At 62.9% G+C, this 15,125-nt stretch carries 11 protein-coding genes and 1 riboswitch; of the genes, 8 read left to right on the forward strand and 3 right to left on the reverse strand.

Annotated features, from left to right (window positions below):
- Window positions 1-121 precede the first annotated feature (121 nt).
- Window positions 122-1,318 (reverse strand): cell wall hydrolase, encoded by a 1,197-nt coding sequence (locus tag AC5XE7_RS13205; RefSeq protein WP_495366327.1) that lies wholly within the window; start codon window positions 1,316-1,318, stop codon window positions 122-124.
- 161 nt (window positions 1,319-1,479) lie between these two features.
- Here AC5XE7_RS13205 and AC5XE7_RS13210 point away from each other — a divergent pair, with 161 nt between their 5' ends.
- Window positions 1,480-1,830 carry an ArsC family reductase gene (locus AC5XE7_RS13210; RefSeq protein WP_495366326.1) on the forward strand — a complete coding sequence of 117 codons (351 nt, stop codon included), beginning with the start codon at window positions 1,480-1,482 and terminating at the stop codon, window positions 1,828-1,830.
- A gap of 68 nt (window positions 1,831-1,898) precedes the next feature.
- Here AC5XE7_RS13210 and AC5XE7_RS13215 read toward each other — a convergent pair whose 3' ends face one another.
- Window positions 1,899-2,249: a DUF488 domain-containing protein gene (locus AC5XE7_RS13215; protein ID WP_495366325.1), complete on the reverse strand. Its 351-nt coding sequence runs from the start codon at window positions 2,247-2,249 to the stop codon at window positions 1,899-1,901.
- Between the two features lie 7 nt (window positions 2,250-2,256).
- Complete coding sequence (locus tag AC5XE7_RS13220) at window positions 2,257-3,531, reverse strand: aminopeptidase (protein WP_495366324.1); 1,275 nt, start codon at window positions 3,529-3,531, stop codon at window positions 2,257-2,259.
- 163 nt (window positions 3,532-3,694) lie between these two features.
- Here AC5XE7_RS13220 and AC5XE7_RS13225 point away from each other — a divergent pair, with 163 nt between their 5' ends.
- The 7 genes from AC5XE7_RS13225 (at window position 3,695) to AC5XE7_RS13255 (ending at window position 15,102) form a co-directional block, all read left to right on the forward strand.
- The gene (locus AC5XE7_RS13225; protein ID WP_495366323.1) at window positions 3,695-4,864 is read left to right on the forward strand and encodes a YbfB/YjiJ family MFS transporter; all 1,170 of its coding nucleotides are present in this window, start codon (window positions 3,695-3,697) and stop codon (window positions 4,862-4,864) included.
- Window positions 4,865-5,031: 167 nt separating this feature from the next.
- On the forward strand, window positions 5,032-5,697 hold the full coding sequence (locus AC5XE7_RS13230; protein WP_495366322.1) for a tetratricopeptide repeat protein: 666 nt from the start codon (window positions 5,032-5,034) through the stop codon (window positions 5,695-5,697).
- Window positions 5,698-5,700: 3 nt separating this feature from the next.
- Window positions 5,701-7,137 carry a ribosome biogenesis GTPase Der gene (gene der / locus AC5XE7_RS13235; protein WP_495366321.1) on the forward strand — a complete coding sequence of 479 codons (1,437 nt, stop codon included), beginning with the start codon at window positions 5,701-5,703 and terminating at the stop codon, window positions 7,135-7,137.
- Window positions 7,138-7,482: 345 nt separating this feature from the next.
- Window positions 7,483-8,838 (forward strand): glutamine synthetase family protein, encoded by a 1,356-nt coding sequence (locus tag AC5XE7_RS13240; RefSeq protein WP_495366320.1) that lies wholly within the window; start codon window positions 7,483-7,485, stop codon window positions 8,836-8,838.
- 239 nt (window positions 8,839-9,077) lie between these two features.
- A riboswitch (cobalamin riboswitch) is annotated at window positions 9,078-9,296 on the forward strand.
- 103 nt (window positions 9,297-9,399) lie between these two features.
- A complete protein-coding gene (locus tag AC5XE7_RS13245) occupies window positions 9,400-12,294 on the forward strand; it encodes a ribonucleoside-diphosphate reductase subunit alpha (RefSeq protein ID WP_495366319.1) in 2,895 nt (964 codons plus the stop codon).
- 164 nt (window positions 12,295-12,458) lie between these two features.
- Window positions 12,459-13,580 carry a ribonucleotide-diphosphate reductase subunit beta gene (locus AC5XE7_RS13250; RefSeq protein ID WP_495366318.1) on the forward strand — a complete coding sequence of 374 codons (1,122 nt, stop codon included), beginning with the start codon at window positions 12,459-12,461 and terminating at the stop codon, window positions 13,578-13,580.
- Between the two features lie 274 nt (window positions 13,581-13,854).
- Window positions 13,855-15,102, forward strand: coding sequence for an aromatic ring-hydroxylating oxygenase subunit alpha (locus AC5XE7_RS13255; protein ID WP_495366317.1), 1,248 nt, complete (start codon window positions 13,855-13,857; stop codon window positions 15,100-15,102).
- The last annotated feature ends 23 nt before the right edge of the window (window positions 15,103-15,125 follow it).

Raw genomic sequence — 15,125 nt, forward strand, 5'->3', positions numbered from 1 at the left:
TCAAAAGCAAAGTATTATGCCTGTAAAATCAGCATCTTACCCAGATGCGACATCGTGCCCGCCAGCTCGCGCCCACAAGGAAGGGAGAATCTCCCCCTTCCCGCCGCCACTGCGCGAGGTATCAGCTCCAGCCACCGCCATAAGTGCGATAGAAGATATGAAGGCCGATCTTGGTCATCTTCTTCATGCTTCTGGCCCAGCCGGGGCTGACATAGCTGGCGTAGTAATGGGTGGACGATCCCACCTCAGGCAGGAAGATCTTGCCCGCCGTAACCGCAAGGGCGATTTCCTCGGCCACCTTGTAGTGACGCGGCTCGGTCACGCGCTTCTTGCGGCCATCGCAGGCAAAGGAAAACTGACAGCGGTTGAGCCAGTGATCGTTCTGATAGACGACGCCGCAAATCGAGGCCGGATAGGTCGGATTGCGGACCCGGTTGAGAACGACCTGCGCCACGGCGGCCTGCCCGCGCACGGATTCGCTGCGCGCCTCAAAATAGATGGCGTTGGCGAGGCACTTCTGCTCCGCCTTGGAAAACACGGTGGCCGGCAGGGGATTGCGCATCCAGGCATGATCCCCTTTGCTCATCGGCGGGATAAAGCGCCCGCCGCCGGGCTCCTCTTCCTGCAAAAGCGCCTTGAACGGCGAGGACTTGGCGTAATCGGCAGTGGCCGGCGCATAGGCGGTTGCCAGAATGTCCGGCTTGTCGTTGTTGACGAGGCTGGCCAGCATGCTCGAGACGCCCGGCATTGCCTTCGGCTCCTCGCGCAGATGGAAAGCGGAAGCGATCTGGACTTCCTTGCCTTTGATCTTCGGCTTGGCAAAAGCCATCTTCATGCCGCCATCAAGGCTCTTGCGCAGCATCAGCGACGACGTGCGCTCGAAGATGGACCCTGCGTTGAAGTTTTTAGGCGGAGCTACCGGCGCGATCTTGACCAGACGGCTGCCTTTGCCCTGACGCACCACGCGATCCTCATCCGGGACTTCCTCGATGATGCCGTTCTTGGAGCGGAAAGCCACTTTGCCGACACCCGGCAGCGCCACCCCGGACCCCGCAAGGGAGGCTGCGGAGACCGCCGAAGCGGCGGAAGCCTGGAAAGGCATTTCCGCTGCCTGCGTCGAGCCGACGACAGACTTCTCTATATAAGCGTTCCAGCGCGCATTGGCGTCGAGACCGGAAACGAGGCTGGTCATATCCTGAAAAGCGGTAACGGTCGGGAATCCAACCCAGATACCCAGTCCGACGAGCAGGGGAGCGATGAACGAACCTTGCCTGCCACCGGCGGCGGCCAGCGGCCGCTTCACGACACGTCGATGCACGGAAACTCTCCAGAACGCTACAGAACTCACTGGAATCGAAAATGATGCATTAACCTTGATGGGCGGTTAACGAAGCAGGATTTCATGTCACAAATCCAACCTGACAAGCCGACACGAATCGGCTTCAGTCCGGGCAGTCATTTCAGCGCGAGGACAGTCGATTGACCATCACCATGTATGGCATCCCCAATTGCGACACGATCAAAAAGGCGCGAAACTGGCTGGAAGGCCAAGGGATAGCTTATACCTTCCATGATTTCCGCGCCGATGGGCTGGACAAGGGCACGCTGGAAGGCTGGATCGGCAAGGTCGGCTGGCCGGTCTTGCTCAACAAGGCCAGCACGACGTTTCGCGCCCTTTCTGATGCCGACAAGCAGGATCTGAGCGAAGACAAGGTCAAGGCGCTGCTGCTTGATCATCCAACCATGATCAAGCGCCCGGTGCTGGACATGGGCAAGAAAGTTCTGGTCGGCTTCAAGCCCGATATTTACGCGGCAGAGGTGAAGGCATAGGCGGATAACGCCCGACAGCCTTTGCAGGCGAGGTTCCGACCGGATTCCCGGAACCTCCGAGGAAAGCTTCAGGTTTCCCTGAGATATGCCGCCAGCGCAACGGCGTTGTTGTGCTCCTCGTCATGGGCGGCGAACAGGAGCGTGACCTTGCCTTTGGCCATCAGGGCACGCAACTCGGCAAGGGCATCCGCCTTGCCGCCCAGTTCGGCCCTGTAGCGCTTCTGAAATTCCGCCCAGCGTTCAGGATCATGGCCGAACCAGTGGCGCAACTCGTCGCTCGGCGCGATATCCTTCAGCCACAGGTCGAGATGCGCCTTCTCCTTGCTCAGGCCTCGCGGCCAGAGCCGGTCGACCAGAACGCGCTGCCCGTCGCTTTCAGCGACGGGTTCGTACACGCGTTTGACGGCCAGCTCAGGCATGTCGATTTCAGGCCCACTCGCCGGCGCGCATCACCGGCACCCTGCGACCATCTTCATGAACGCCATCGATGTCGACCTTGTCGGAGCCGATCATCCAGTCGATATGAATGAGGCTCTTGTTGCCGCCCTTTGCCGCAACTTCGTCTGGCGTGAGCTTGTCACCGCCGACAAAGCACTTGGAGTAGCACTGGCCAAGCGCGATGTGGCAGGAGGCATTCTCGTCGAACAGCGTATTATAGAAGAGAATGCCGCTCTTCGAGATCGGGGAGGAATGCGGCACCAGCGCCACCTCGCCCAGCCGGCGCGCGCCCTCGTCCGTATCCAGAACCTTGTTGAGAACGTCCGCCCCCTTCGATGCGGTCGCCTCGACGATGCGCCCTTCCTCGAAGCGCACCGAAATATCGTCGATCAGCGTGCCCTGATAGGACAGAGGCTTGGTCGAGGAAACATGGCCGGAAACGCGCAGGCGGTGCGGCGTGGTGAACACTTCCTCGGTCGGGATATTGGGATTGCAGGTGACGCCGTTCTTCGCGGTAGAGGCACCGCCCATCCATTCATGCCCGTCGGCAAGACCAAGCGTCAGATCGGTGCCGGGCCCAGTGAAATGCAGCGAATGGAAGCGGTGGCCGTTCAGCCACTCGGTGCGCTTTGCCAGCGCCGCGTTGTGCTCGCGCCATGCTGCGACCGGATCGTCATTGTCCACGCGGCTCGCCGCGAAGATGGCCTCGGCCAGCTTGCCGACCGCCACCGCGTCGGATACGCCCGGAAACACCTGCCGCGCCCATTCCACTTCCGGATAGGCAAGGATGGTCCAGTTGATGTCGAAGCCGGTTATCTTTTCCAGCGCCGGCTGGTAGGCGGTGGAGTTGGCCTTGTTGGCGCGGGCCACCTTGGCCGGGTCCTGGCCCGACAGCAGGGAGGGATTGTCGCCGCGCACCGCAAGGCGGGCAGCATTCTGCGAATAGGCCCTGGCCATGCCCTCGTGCAGCCAGCCGGCGGCGCGGTCGAAGCTGGCGTCCGAGCCATAGCGGAAGCGGGCCAGCGTGATCTCGTCATCGGAGAAGATCGGCGTCACCAGACCGGCGCCGGCCTTGTAGGCCTGCTCAACGATGCGGCGCGTCAGCGGCAGGGCGGCAATCGAGGAGGTCAGCACCAGATCCTGCCCCGGCTGAAGCTGAAGGCCCACTTTGATCGCCACCTCGGCCAGCCGGTCGAGCTTCACCGGATCGATGACACCTGAAAAATCGCCGGCGGCCGAAAGCGAGGGGGCATGTGCTGTCATGGGTGGAAAATCCTGAAGATCAGTTGCGTCGAAATCTATAGATAGACCCGTAGCCAATGGCTTTCCAGCCTTATGCCCGGCCAGGTGCAGGCATGGTGCGCGCCGCATCTGGCCCAACGAAAGCCGGATTGTATCGCCGGCACGCGCAAATATTGTGGGCGCCATGAACGCCGCATCCGCCTCCCCCGTCCGATTCGCCCTTGCCGGAGCGATTGCGCTTGCCGTTGCCATGGGCATCGGCCGCTTCGTCTACACGCCGATCCTGCCCGGCATGATGGACGGGCTCGGCCTGTCGGCATCCGATGCGGGCCTGATCGCCTCCGCCAACTATGTCGGCTATCTGGTCGGGGCGCTGGTGGCTGCGGGCGGCTGGGCGCAGGGACGCGAGCGCGCTGTCGCACTGGCAAGCCTTGCGCTCAACGCGCTGCTTGCAGCGGCAATGGGGCTGGTCACCGGAATAGGTTCTTTCATCATCATCCGCTTTCTGGCCGGCGCCGTCAGCGCCATGACCATGGTGTTCATGGCCAGCATCGTCTTCAGCCATCTGGCGAGGAGTGGCCGCAACGAGCTGCAATCCCTGCATTTCAGTGGCGTGGGGACCGGCATCGCCATTTCGTCGCTGCTGATGGTGGCGCTGGCGACGACACAGACGGACTGGACGGCGGGCTGGTACTGGTCCGGCGCGGTTTCTTTTGCCGGTCTGGTTCTCGTTGCCTTCCTCGCGAATGAAGGCCCGGCCGGCAGCGGCAGTTCCGGCCGCGAGCCGCCACTCCCCCGGGATGCGGCCCTTTACAAGATCATCCTTTCCTACGGGTTGTTCGGCTTCGGCTATGTGGTCACCGCCACGTTTCTCGTCGCCATCGTGCGCCAGAACGGCGAAACGCGCGTGTTCGAAGCACTGGTGTGGCTGGCAACCGGCGTTGCCGCCGTTCCTTCGCTCTTCCTGTGGCAGACATTCGCCAGGCGCTCTTCCATCTATAAGGCCTATGCCCTTTCCTGCATCGTGGAAGCGATCGGCGTGGCGGCGAGCGTCATGATCTCCGGGCGGATGGGGCCGCTTGCCGGCGGCATATTGCTGGGTGCTACCTTCATGGCCCAGACGGCGCTCGGCCTGCAGGCAGCGCGCCAGCTTGCGCCGCAGGCCCCCCGGCGCGTCTTTGCCATCATGACCGCCTCCTTCGGGCTCGGCCAGATCATCGGACCGCTGGTTTCGGGACTGCTGGTCGAGTGGTCGGGAAACTATGTGTCCGCCTCCCTGCTGGCGGCTGCGGTGCTTGTCGTCGCGGCGGTTATCGCGTGGTCGGCGGCTCCCCGGTTGAACAAGGCCCCATAAACCTGCCTTCATTTTTCCGTCTTATCGCCGGCAGGTCCCGTCCATAAAAAGCAGCGGTCCGGCCGGGGCGCGGAGCGAATTTGAGGCTTGCCCCTTCCATGCCGGGGAATTTCAGCTAAAACGCAGGCGAACGCACCGCCATGGCGGCAAGAAACGGTTTTGAGTGAATGGCCGACGACAGCTTTATCCGCGAAGTCAATGAAGAGATCCGCAAGGAACAGGCGAAGGCGGTCTGGGACCGGTTCGGCCCGATCCTGATCGCCATCGCCATTCTGGTCGTTCTCGCAACCTCAGCCTTCGTCGGCTACCGCCACTGGGATGAAAGCCGCGCCAACCGTTCGGGCGATGCCTTCTCGCAGGCGCTCACCCTTGCCAATGAAGGCAAGCAGGATGAAGCGCTGGCCGCGCTCTCGGAAATCCAGAAAGACGGCTACGGGGCCTATCCGGTTCTGGCGCGTCTGCGGGCCGCCACCTTCAAGGCCGACAGCGGCGATGTAGGGGCCGCCGTCACCGAACTCGATGCGGTTTCAGCCGACAGCGCCATTCCGCAGGGTCTGCGCGACATGGCGAAGCTGCGTGCGGCTCTCCTTCTGGTCGACACCGGCTCCTATGCCGACGTATCCGCCCGTGTCGAGGCGCTCGCCGTGGATGGCAATGCGCTGCGCCATTCCGCTCGCGAGGCGCTCGGCCTTGCTGCCTGGAAGGAAGGCAAGTCCGCCGACGCGCTCAAGCTGTTCGACCAGATCGTCGACGACGAGCAGGCTCCGCAGAACATTCGCCAGCGCGCTACCCTGATGTCCGAACTGATCCGCGGTTCGGGCAATGCGTCGTGAGACATGAGCTTCAAAGCCGCAATCATCGGCCGGCCTAATGTCGGCAAATCCACGCTCTTCAATCGACTGGTCGGGCGCAGGCTGGCGCTCGTCGACGACACGCCGGGCGTAACCCGCGATCGCCGCACCCATGCCGCCAAGCTCTACGACCTTGCCTTCGAGGTGATCGACACGGCCGGCTTCGAGGATGCCCCGGCAGCCACCCTGCCCGGCCGCATGCGCGCCCAGACCGAGATCGCCATCGACGAGGCCGATGTCATCTTCTTCGTGGTCGATGCCAAGGCAGGGCTGATGCCCGACGACCGCACTTTCGCCGATGTGGTGCGCCGCTCCGGCAAGCCGGTGGTGCTGGTTGCCAACAAGGCCGAAGCGCGCGGCGCTCAGGGCGGATTGCTGGAGGCGTGGGAACTCGGCCTCGGCGAACCCGTGCCGATCTCGGCCGAGCACGGTGTCGGCATGCCGGACCTGCGCGATGCCGTGGTCGAGGCGCTGGGCAAGGAACGCGCCTTCGGCAAGGACGAAGACGAGGACGACGAGATACCTGCCGCCAGCGAAGTGCTGATCGGCGAGGACATCGCCGATCCCGAAGCCGATGCGCCTGCCTATGATGAAAGCAAGCCGCTGCGCATCGCGGTCGTTGGCCGTCCCAATGCGGGCAAGTCGACGCTCATCAACGCGCTGATCGGCGAGGAACGGCTGCTGACCGGACCGGAAGCCGGCATCACCCGCGATTCCATCTCCGTCGACTGGGAGTGGCGCGGACGGCAGATGAAGCTGTTCGACACGGCCGGCATGCGCCGCAAGGCAAAGGTGCAGGAGAAGCTTGAAAAGCTTTCCGTGGCCGATGGCCTGCGCGCCATCCGCTTCGCCGAGATCGTCATCATCGTGCTCGACGCCACCATTCCCTTCGAGAAGCAGGATCTGCAGATCGCCGACCTCATCATCCGCGAGGGACGCGCGCCGGTCATCGCCTTCAACAAGTGGGACCTGATCGACAATCCGCAGCAGCTGCTGGCGGAACTGCGCGAGAAGACCGAGCGGCTGCTGCCGCAGGTGCGCGGCATTCAGGCGGTTCCGGTTTCGGCAGAGACCGGACGCGGTCTCGACAAGCTGATGGAAGCGGTGGAGCGCACCCACAAGGTGTGGAACAGCCGCGTCTCGACCGGCAGGCTGAACCGCTGGCTGGAAGGCATTCTCCAGCATCATCCGCCGCCCGCCGTGGCCGGACGCCGGCTGAAGGTCAAGTATGTCACGCAGGCCAAGACCCGCCCGCCGGGCTTCGTCGTTTCCTGCTCGCGGCCGGAAGCCATGCCGCAGTCCTATGTGCGCTATCTGATCAACAATCTGCGCGAAGCCTTCGACATGCCCGGCGTGCCGATCCGCGTGGCGCTGCGCACCTCCGACAACCCCTTTGCCGGCCGCGCCCGCAAGAAGAGCTGACAGGTCGAGCTTTCCTGATCCGGCTTGGCAAGGCTGTTGCCGCCGGGTAGTGTGTTCCTGAACGGTCCGGAATACAGGGCCGGGGGGAAGCTACGGGCCGCATTTCATCATTTCTCGTCCCGGCAGGTCTCCTGCAGCTTCAATGGGGACGAATCAAAATTCCTGGGAACAGGACACAACGGTCGGGCCGACCGCCAGCCACAAACGGTGCGCGCACGCAGCACCACCCCGCTCATTCTTTCATTGCAATCCATTCTGCCGGTGCAATGCCCGGCCCGAACGCGCGTGGCTTCCGAAAAGCCGCGCGCGTCGCCACCCTATGTTCAACCAACCCGGAGGTATCAATTGAGTGAAGCGATCAGAGAGGTGCTGGACTGGCTGAAAAGCCGGCCTGACATCCACAGCCTGAGGGCCGCGGTGTGCGACCTGAACGGCATCATGCGCGGCAAGCGCATCCCCGTCGATCAGGCTGCCAAGGCACTGGAAGGCAAGTTGCGCATGCCCTACTCGGTGTGCGGCGTCGACGTCTGGGGCGAGGACATCGTCGGCAACAAGCTGGTCTTCTCGACCGGTGACGCCGATGGCATCTGCCAGTGGACCGGTCGCGGCATCCTGCCGATGGACTGGACCGCCCATCCCACTGCGCTCATTCCGCTCTGGCTGTCGGATGAAAGCGGCGCGCCCTTCCTTGGTGATCCGCGCCGGGCGCTGGCCCGCATTCTCGACCGCTACAAGGCGCTGAAGCTGACGCCGGTCGTCGCCACCGAGCTGGAGTTTTATCTGGTCGACCCGAAGCCTGCCCGCCCGCGCGGGCCGGTCTCGCCGATCACCGGCCGCCGGCTCGATTCCGACGCGGCCCTTTCCATCGATGAGATCGACGACTTCGAAGGTTTCCTGCACGAAGTCTACGAGGCCTGCCGCCTGCAGGACATTCCCGTCGACTCGGCCATTGCCGAGAACGGGGTCGGCCAGTTCGAGATCAACCTCAACCATGTTCCCGACGCACTGCGCGCCGCCGACGACGCCATACTCTTCAAGCGCACAGTCAAGGGCATCGCGCGCAAGCACGGCTTCATCGCCTCCTTCATGGCGAAGCCCTATGGCAAGCGCTCCGGCAGCGGGTTTCATGTCCATTTCAGCCTGCTCGACGAAGACGGCAACAACGTCTTCGATGACGGCACGCCGCGCGGCTCCGACATATTGCGCCATGCGGTGGGCGGGCAACTCGCCGCCATGGCGGAAAGCACGCTGGTGTTTGCCCCGCACTTCAATTCGTTCCGCCGCCTGCGTCCGAACTCGCATGCGCCAACCGCCGTTGCCTGGGGCTATGAGAACCGCATGGTGGCGATCCGCATCCCCGGCGGTCCAAATGCAGCGCGCCGCATCGAGCATCGCGTGGCCGGGGCCGATGCAAATCCATATCTTGTGCTGGCTGCCATATTGGGGGCCGCGCTCATCGGCATCGAGAAGCAGCTGAACCCCGGGGAACCGGCGACAACCGATGTTTACGAACGCGACATGACCAAGCTGCCGCCCGACTGGGCCTCGGCGATTGCCAGCTTCGAAAACGGAAACCTCGTCGCGGAGATATTTCCGGACGCGCTGCGCGGCTCTCTCGTCGCGTGCAAAAAGCAGGAACTGGAGACCTTCGCCCTGAGGGTCAACAATTTCGAATTCGAGACCTATCTGGAAGCGATCTGATACCAGCCGGCGGCGGATCAATTTCCGCCGCCGCATCTTCCTGTGGTTATACCCGTGTTTCTCGCCGGCAGGGAGTTCCGGACGGCATCAAAATGCGTCAGGAATGCCCCGTTTGCCCGGTCTGGCAAAAAAACTTCCGATGAAGACGTTGTGCACAGGCAGCCTTTGGATTGTGGGCATAAGATAAATTCATCCATCAAATTCAAAATCAACCTGTTGACACCAGAACGGCTCCTGATACTAAATGTAGCCATCATGGTTCCTTTCAGCGCCAATATGGATCTGGAGGGCTAAGAGGGAAGTCGGTGCCCTTGCGAGGAAATCCGACGCTGCCCCCGCAACTGTAAACGGTGAGTCGTTGTCCCTTTTCGTGTCACTGGTGCGTTTCAGGCACCGGGAAGGCCGGACAGCGACGATGAGCCGTGAGCCAGGAGACCTGCCGTGATACTGCACGAAACTCGGGCGGGGTGTCCCGGAGGTGCGCTTGCCCACGTGGCCTGAGCCACGCCATCGGGCATGCGTTGCCGTCAGCTCCCCCGTCCACAGCGCCACGGGGATAAGATGCCGGCGACCACTGCACTCCAGACGAACGGGACCGATGCGGTTCCACCTTCCATAGAAAACGAAGCCCGGACCCCGACGGAGCCCGGCTACCGCATCATCCGCCGCAACGGATCGGTCACGCCCTTCGATCCGACCAAGATCACCGTCGCGCTGACCAAGGCGTTCCTGGCTGTCGAGGGCTCGGTGGCGGCCGGCTCGCGCCGCGTGCACGACGTGGTCAAGGACCTGACCGAGCAGGTCGTGGGCAACCTCACCCGGCGCATCGGCGAAGGCCGCACCTTCCATATCGAAGACGTGCAGGATCAGGTGGAACTGGCACTGATGCGCTCGGAACACCACAAGGTCGCGCGCGCCTATGTTCTCTATCGCGAAGAGCGCGCCCGCGAACGTGCGGCCGCCAAAGCCGCCGCTCCTGAATCCGCCGCGCCGTCGCTCCACGTCACCCGCGCCACCGGCGAAAAGGTTGCGCTGGACGAGGGCCGTTTCCGCCGCATCGTCGAGGAAGCCTGCGAAGGGCTGGAGGCTGTCTCCCCGCAGCCGATCCTCAACGAGGCGCTGCGCAATCTCTATGACGGCATCACCGAGGATGAACTGTCGCTGGCGCCGATCCTTGCCGCGCGCACGCTGGTCGAGACCGAGCCCAACTACAGCTTCGTTTCCGCCCGCCTGCTGCTCGACCGGCTTCGCCGCGAAGCGCTGAGCTTCGTCACCGGCCGCTCCGAGCAGGCCACTCAGGCCGACATGGCCGAGCGCTATGCCACCTATTTCCCGGAATTCATCCGCACCGGCATCGAGGCGGACCTGATCGATCCCGAACTCGGGCGCTTCGACCTCAAGCGCATCGGCGCTGCCCTCAAGGCCGAACGCGACCTGCATTTCCAGTATCTGGGCCTGCAAACGCTTTACGACCGCTATTTCCTGCACACCAAGGGCAAACGCTTCGAGCTGCCGCAGGCGTTCTTCATGCGCGTCGCCATGGGCCTCGCCGCCCGTGAGATCGACCGCGAGGCGCGCGCCATCGAATTCTACAACCTGTTGTCGTCCTTCGACTTCATGTGCTCGACGCCGACCCTGTTCAACTCGGGTACGCTCAGGCCGCAGCTTTCGTCCTGCTTCCTGACCACCATCGGCGACGACCTCGACGCCATCTTCAAGGGCGTGAAGGACAATGCGCTGCTCGCCAAATATTCCGGCGGCCTAGGCAATGACTGGACGCCGGTTCGTGGCCTCGGCGCCCACATCAAGGGCACCAACGGCGAGAGCCAGGGCGTGGTGCCGTTCCTGAAGGTGGCCAACGACACCGCCATCGCCGTCAATCAGGGCGGCAAGCGCAAGGGCGCGGTCTGCGCCTATCTGGAAACATGGCATGTCGACATCGAGGAATTCCTCGACCTGCGCAAGAACACCGGCGACGACCGCCGCCGCACCCATGACATGAACACGGCCAACTGGGTGCCGGACCTGTTCATGGAGCGCGTCGAGGCCGACGGCGAGTGGACGCTGTTCTCGCCCGACGAGGTTCCCGACCTGCACGACCTTTACGGCACAGCCTTCCGTAACGCCTATGAAGCCTATGAGGCCAAGGCCGCGGCCGGCGAACTGCGCGTCTGGCGCAAGATCCGCGCGCTCGACCTGTGGCGCAAGATGCTGACCATGCTGTTCGAGACCGGGCATCCGTGGGTCACGTTCAAGGATCCGTGCAACATCCGTTCGCCGCAGGGCCATGTCGGTGTGGTGCACTCCTCCAACCTGTGCACGGAAATTACCCTCAACACGTCGAAGGACGAGGTTGCTGTGTGCAATCTGGGTTCGATCAACCTTGCCAATCACGTGTCCGAGCAGGGTCTCGACCTCGACCGCCTCGCCCGGACCGTGGGCACGGCGATGCGCATGCTCGACAACGTCATCGACATCAACTTCTACACCATCCCCGAAGCGCGCGCCTCGAACCTGCGCCACCGCCCCGTCGGCCTTGGCCTGATGGGCTTCCAGGACGCGCTGCAGGCGATGCGCATTCCTTATGCTTCGGAAGGGGCTGTCGAATTCGCCGACCGCTCGATGGAAGCGATCAGCTACCACGCGATCTCCGCTTCGGTGGATCTCGCCGCCGAGCGCGGCCGCTATCCGAGCTTCGAGGGCTCGCTGTGGTCGAAGGGCATCCTGCCGATCGACTCCATCAGGTTGCTGGAAGAAGCGCGCCCCGGCGTGGACATGGACTCCACCTTCACCCTCGACTGGGCGAGCCTGCGCGAGCGGGTGAAGGAAACCGGCATGCGCAACTCCAACACCATGGCAATCGCACCGACGGCGACCATCTCCAACATCTGCGGCGTGGCGCAGTCGATCGAGCCCGCCTACCAGAACCTGTTCGTCAAATCGAACATGTCGGGCGACTTCACCGTGGTGAACGCACAGCTCGTCCATGACCTCAAGGCGCGTGGCCTGTGGGACGAGGTGATGGTCTCCGATATGAAGTATTTCGACGGATCGGTGGGCCAGATCGACCGCATCCCCGACGATCTCAAGGCACTCTACGCAACCGCCTTCGAGATCGACTCTTCGTGGCTGATCGAGGCGGCCTCCCGCCGCCAGAAGTGGATCGACCAGGCCCAGTCGCTCAACCTCTACATCGCCAATCCGAGCGGCAAGAAGCTGGACGAGCTTTACCGCTTCGCATGGAAGAAGGGTCTCAAGACCACCTACTACCTGCGTTCGCGCTCGGCCACCCATGTCGAGAAGTCGACGCTCAAGGGCACCGACGGCAAGCTCAACGCCGTTTCGCCGGCCAGCATGGCGGCCGCGGAAGCCGCGACGCCGATCGTGGTCGACCCCAGCGCGGCATGGGGCAAGGCCTGCGCCATCGACGACCCCGACTGCGAAGCCTGCCAGTAAGCAGGCCCCTGCCCTCCCCGGTCGGGGAGGGCAAAGCCGACAGGATGGGATGGGGTGATGTGACACCCCATCCTGTGCCTCACCATTCATGCGATCCCGACCGGCACATGCCGATACCTGAAGCGTCAGGAATGGGGTGCGCCAAGCCTTTCCGGAGAAATAAGATGCTCGACTGGTCCGAACCCAAAAACAACCCTTCCATCCCGCTTCCGGGCAAGGATGCGCCTGCCGGCGACGCCACCGGACTTGGCGAGATCGAGCGGGGTGCGGCGCGCGTCACCGTCGATGAAAAGCGCATGATCAATGCGCGCGCCGACGTGAACCAGCTTCTGCCGCTGAAATACCGCTGGGCGTGGGAAAAGTATCTCGCCGGCTGCAACAATCACTGGATGCCGACCGAGGTCTCCATGCAGGCCGACATCGCGCTGTGGAAATCGAAGGACGGACTGACCGAGGACGAGCGGCGCATGCTCAAGCGCAATCTCGGCTTCTTCGCCGCGTCCGAATCGCTGGTCGCCAACAACATCGTGCTGGCCATCTACCGTCACCTCACCAACCCCGAATGCCGCCAGTATCTGCTGCGTCAGGCCTTCGAGGAGGCGATCCACACCCACACCTTCCAGTATATCGTGGAAAGCCTCGCGCTCGATGAGGGCGAGCTGTTCAACATGTATCGCGAGGTGCCGTCGATCACCGACAAGGCGGCATGGGCGCTCAAGCACACCCAGAACCTCGACAACCCAGACTTCAAGACCGGCACGCCGGAAGCCGACCAGTCGTTCCTGCGCGATCTCGTCGCCTTCTACGTCATCTTCGAGGGCATGTGGTTCTACACCGGCTTCGCGCAGATCCTGTCGCTCGGCCGCCGCAACAAGATGGTCGGCATCGCCGAGCAATATCAGTACATCCTGCGCGACGAATCGATCCATCTGAACTTCGGCATCGACGTCATCAACCAGATCAAGCTGGAGAACACGCATCTGTGGACGAAGGAGTTCCAGGATGAGGTGCGCGGCATGATTTCGGACGCTGCCGAACTGGAAGCCGCTTATGGCCGCGATACGATGCCGCGTGGCTTCCTCGGCCTCAATGCGGCGCTGTGCGAGCAGTACATGCACTTCATCGCCAACCGCCGCTGCGCCCAGCTCGGCCTTGCCCCGGTGTTCGCGGAAACCGAAAACCCGTTCCCGTGGATGAGCGAGGCGATGGATCTGAAGAAGGAGAAGAACTTCTTCGAGACCCGCGTCATCGAATATCAGAACGGTGGCGCGCTCGCCTGGGATTAGGCCCGAACGACGGCGTAATCACGCGACATCGCCTGTCGTCCTGCGACGAGGCGATGTCGTTTTCACATGTCCCCCGCACCTGCGAATGATGTTTAGATCGCTGTAGCCCAAGGCATCTGCCTGTTTCCGCCTTCATCCGAAACAGGCACGCGGCCCGGCACAGTGGTTTCGACTGATCGCGGTGGGCGGTCAGGGAGCGAATGGCGGGTGACCCCTCGCGGGGCCGTTCATTCCCAAATCACCACCAAGTTCAGTCCTTTGGCGAGGACAGGACATGGACGCCCGTACGAGAATGCTTGAGCTCATCCGCACCCGCAAGCCGGGTCATGCGCTGGAGCAGCCCTTCTACACCGACCCCGATTTCTACAAGCTGGACCTGGAGCTGATCTGGTATCGCGACTGGCTGTTCATCGGCCATGATTGCGAACTGCCAAAGCCTGGCAGCTTCTTTACCGTGCAGATCGGCGACTATCCTGTGGTGATCGTGCGCGACCGCGAGGGGAAAATCCGGGCGTTCCACAACTCCTGCCGCCATCGCGGCAGCCGTGTCTGCACCACGGCGAAGGGCACGCAGGCGCGTCTGGTTTGTCCCTATCACCAGTGGACCTATGACCTCGATGGCAAGCTTCTGTTCGCGCGCCAGATGGCCGACGATTTCGACCCCAGCTCCTATTCGCTGAAGCCTGTCGCCTGCGAGGCGACCGGGGGCTACATCTTCATCTGCCTGGCCGACCAGCCGGCCGATTTCGCGCCATTCCGCGCCATGATGGACCCCTATTTCAACCCGCACCGCCTCACCGAAGCCAAGGTCGCCTTCGAGACGACGACGGTGGAGAAAGGCAACTGGAAGCTGGTCTGGGAAAATAACCGCGAGTGCTATCACTGCGCCAGCAACCATCCGGAACTCTGCAAGACCTTTCCGGAGGCTCCGAATGTCACCGGCGTCAACGATGTCGAGAGCGATCCCGAGATGATCGCCCACTGGGCCAAGTGCGAAGCCGCCGGTCTGCCGTCCCATTTCCGCATCAGCCCGGACGGCCAGTATCGCGCCACGCGCACGCCGCTCCTGCGCGATTCCGTCAGCTACACGATGAACGGCAAGGCAGCGGTGAAGCGCAATCTGTCGGATCAGGTCAATGCGGACCGCATCGGCAGCCTGATGCTCTATCACTACCCCACAACGTGGAACCATGTTCTGATCGACCATGCCGTGACCTTCCGCGTGCTTCCGCTCGGGCCGGAGGAAACCATGCTCACCACGAAATGGCTGGTGCACAAGGATGCGGTCGAAGGCGTCGACTACGACCCGCATGAACTCGCCCATGTCTGGATGGAGACCAACGAGCAGGACCGCCGCATTGTCGAGGAAAACGCCTTCGGCATCCGCTCGCCCTCCTATGAGCCCGGCCCCTATTCGGAACTTCATGAGGGCGGGACCATCCAGTTCGTGCAGTGGTATGCGGATTTCCTCGAACCGAGGCTGGCAGGTGACGGAAAAACGCGCCTGAAGAACGTCGCCTGACGAAGGAGGAGACGGTGAACGTC

The sequence above is a fragment of the Aquamicrobium sp. YD-1-mutant5 genome, from assembly GCF_059509755.1.

Excerpts from the sequence above, each read along its gene's own strand:
- AC5XE7_RS13215 (WP_495366325.1), bottom strand. The coding sequence starts at position 2,249 with ATGCCTGAGCTGGCCGTCAAACGCGTGTACGAACCCGTCGCTGAAAGC.
- AC5XE7_RS13220 (WP_495366324.1), bottom strand. The coding sequence starts at position 3,531 with ATGACAGCACATGCCCCCTCGCTTTCGGCCGCCGGCGATTTTTCAGGT.
- AC5XE7_RS13225 (WP_495366323.1), top strand. The coding sequence starts at position 3,695 with ATGAACGCCGCATCCGCCTCCCCCGTCCGATTCGCCCTTGCCGGAGCG.
- AC5XE7_RS13230 (WP_495366322.1), top strand. The coding sequence starts at position 5,032 with ATGGCCGACGACAGCTTTATCCGCGAAGTCAATGAAGAGATCCGCAAG.
- der (WP_495366321.1), top strand. The coding sequence starts at position 5,701 with ATGAGCTTCAAAGCCGCAATCATCGGCCGGCCTAATGTCGGCAAATCC.
- AC5XE7_RS13245 (WP_495366319.1), top strand. The coding sequence starts at position 9,400 with ATGCCGGCGACCACTGCACTCCAGACGAACGGGACCGATGCGGTTCCA.
- AC5XE7_RS13250 (WP_495366318.1), top strand. The coding sequence starts at position 12,459 with ATGCTCGACTGGTCCGAACCCAAAAACAACCCTTCCATCCCGCTTCCG.
- AC5XE7_RS13255 (WP_495366317.1), top strand. The coding sequence starts at position 13,855 with ATGGACGCCCGTACGAGAATGCTTGAGCTCATCCGCACCCGCAAGCCG.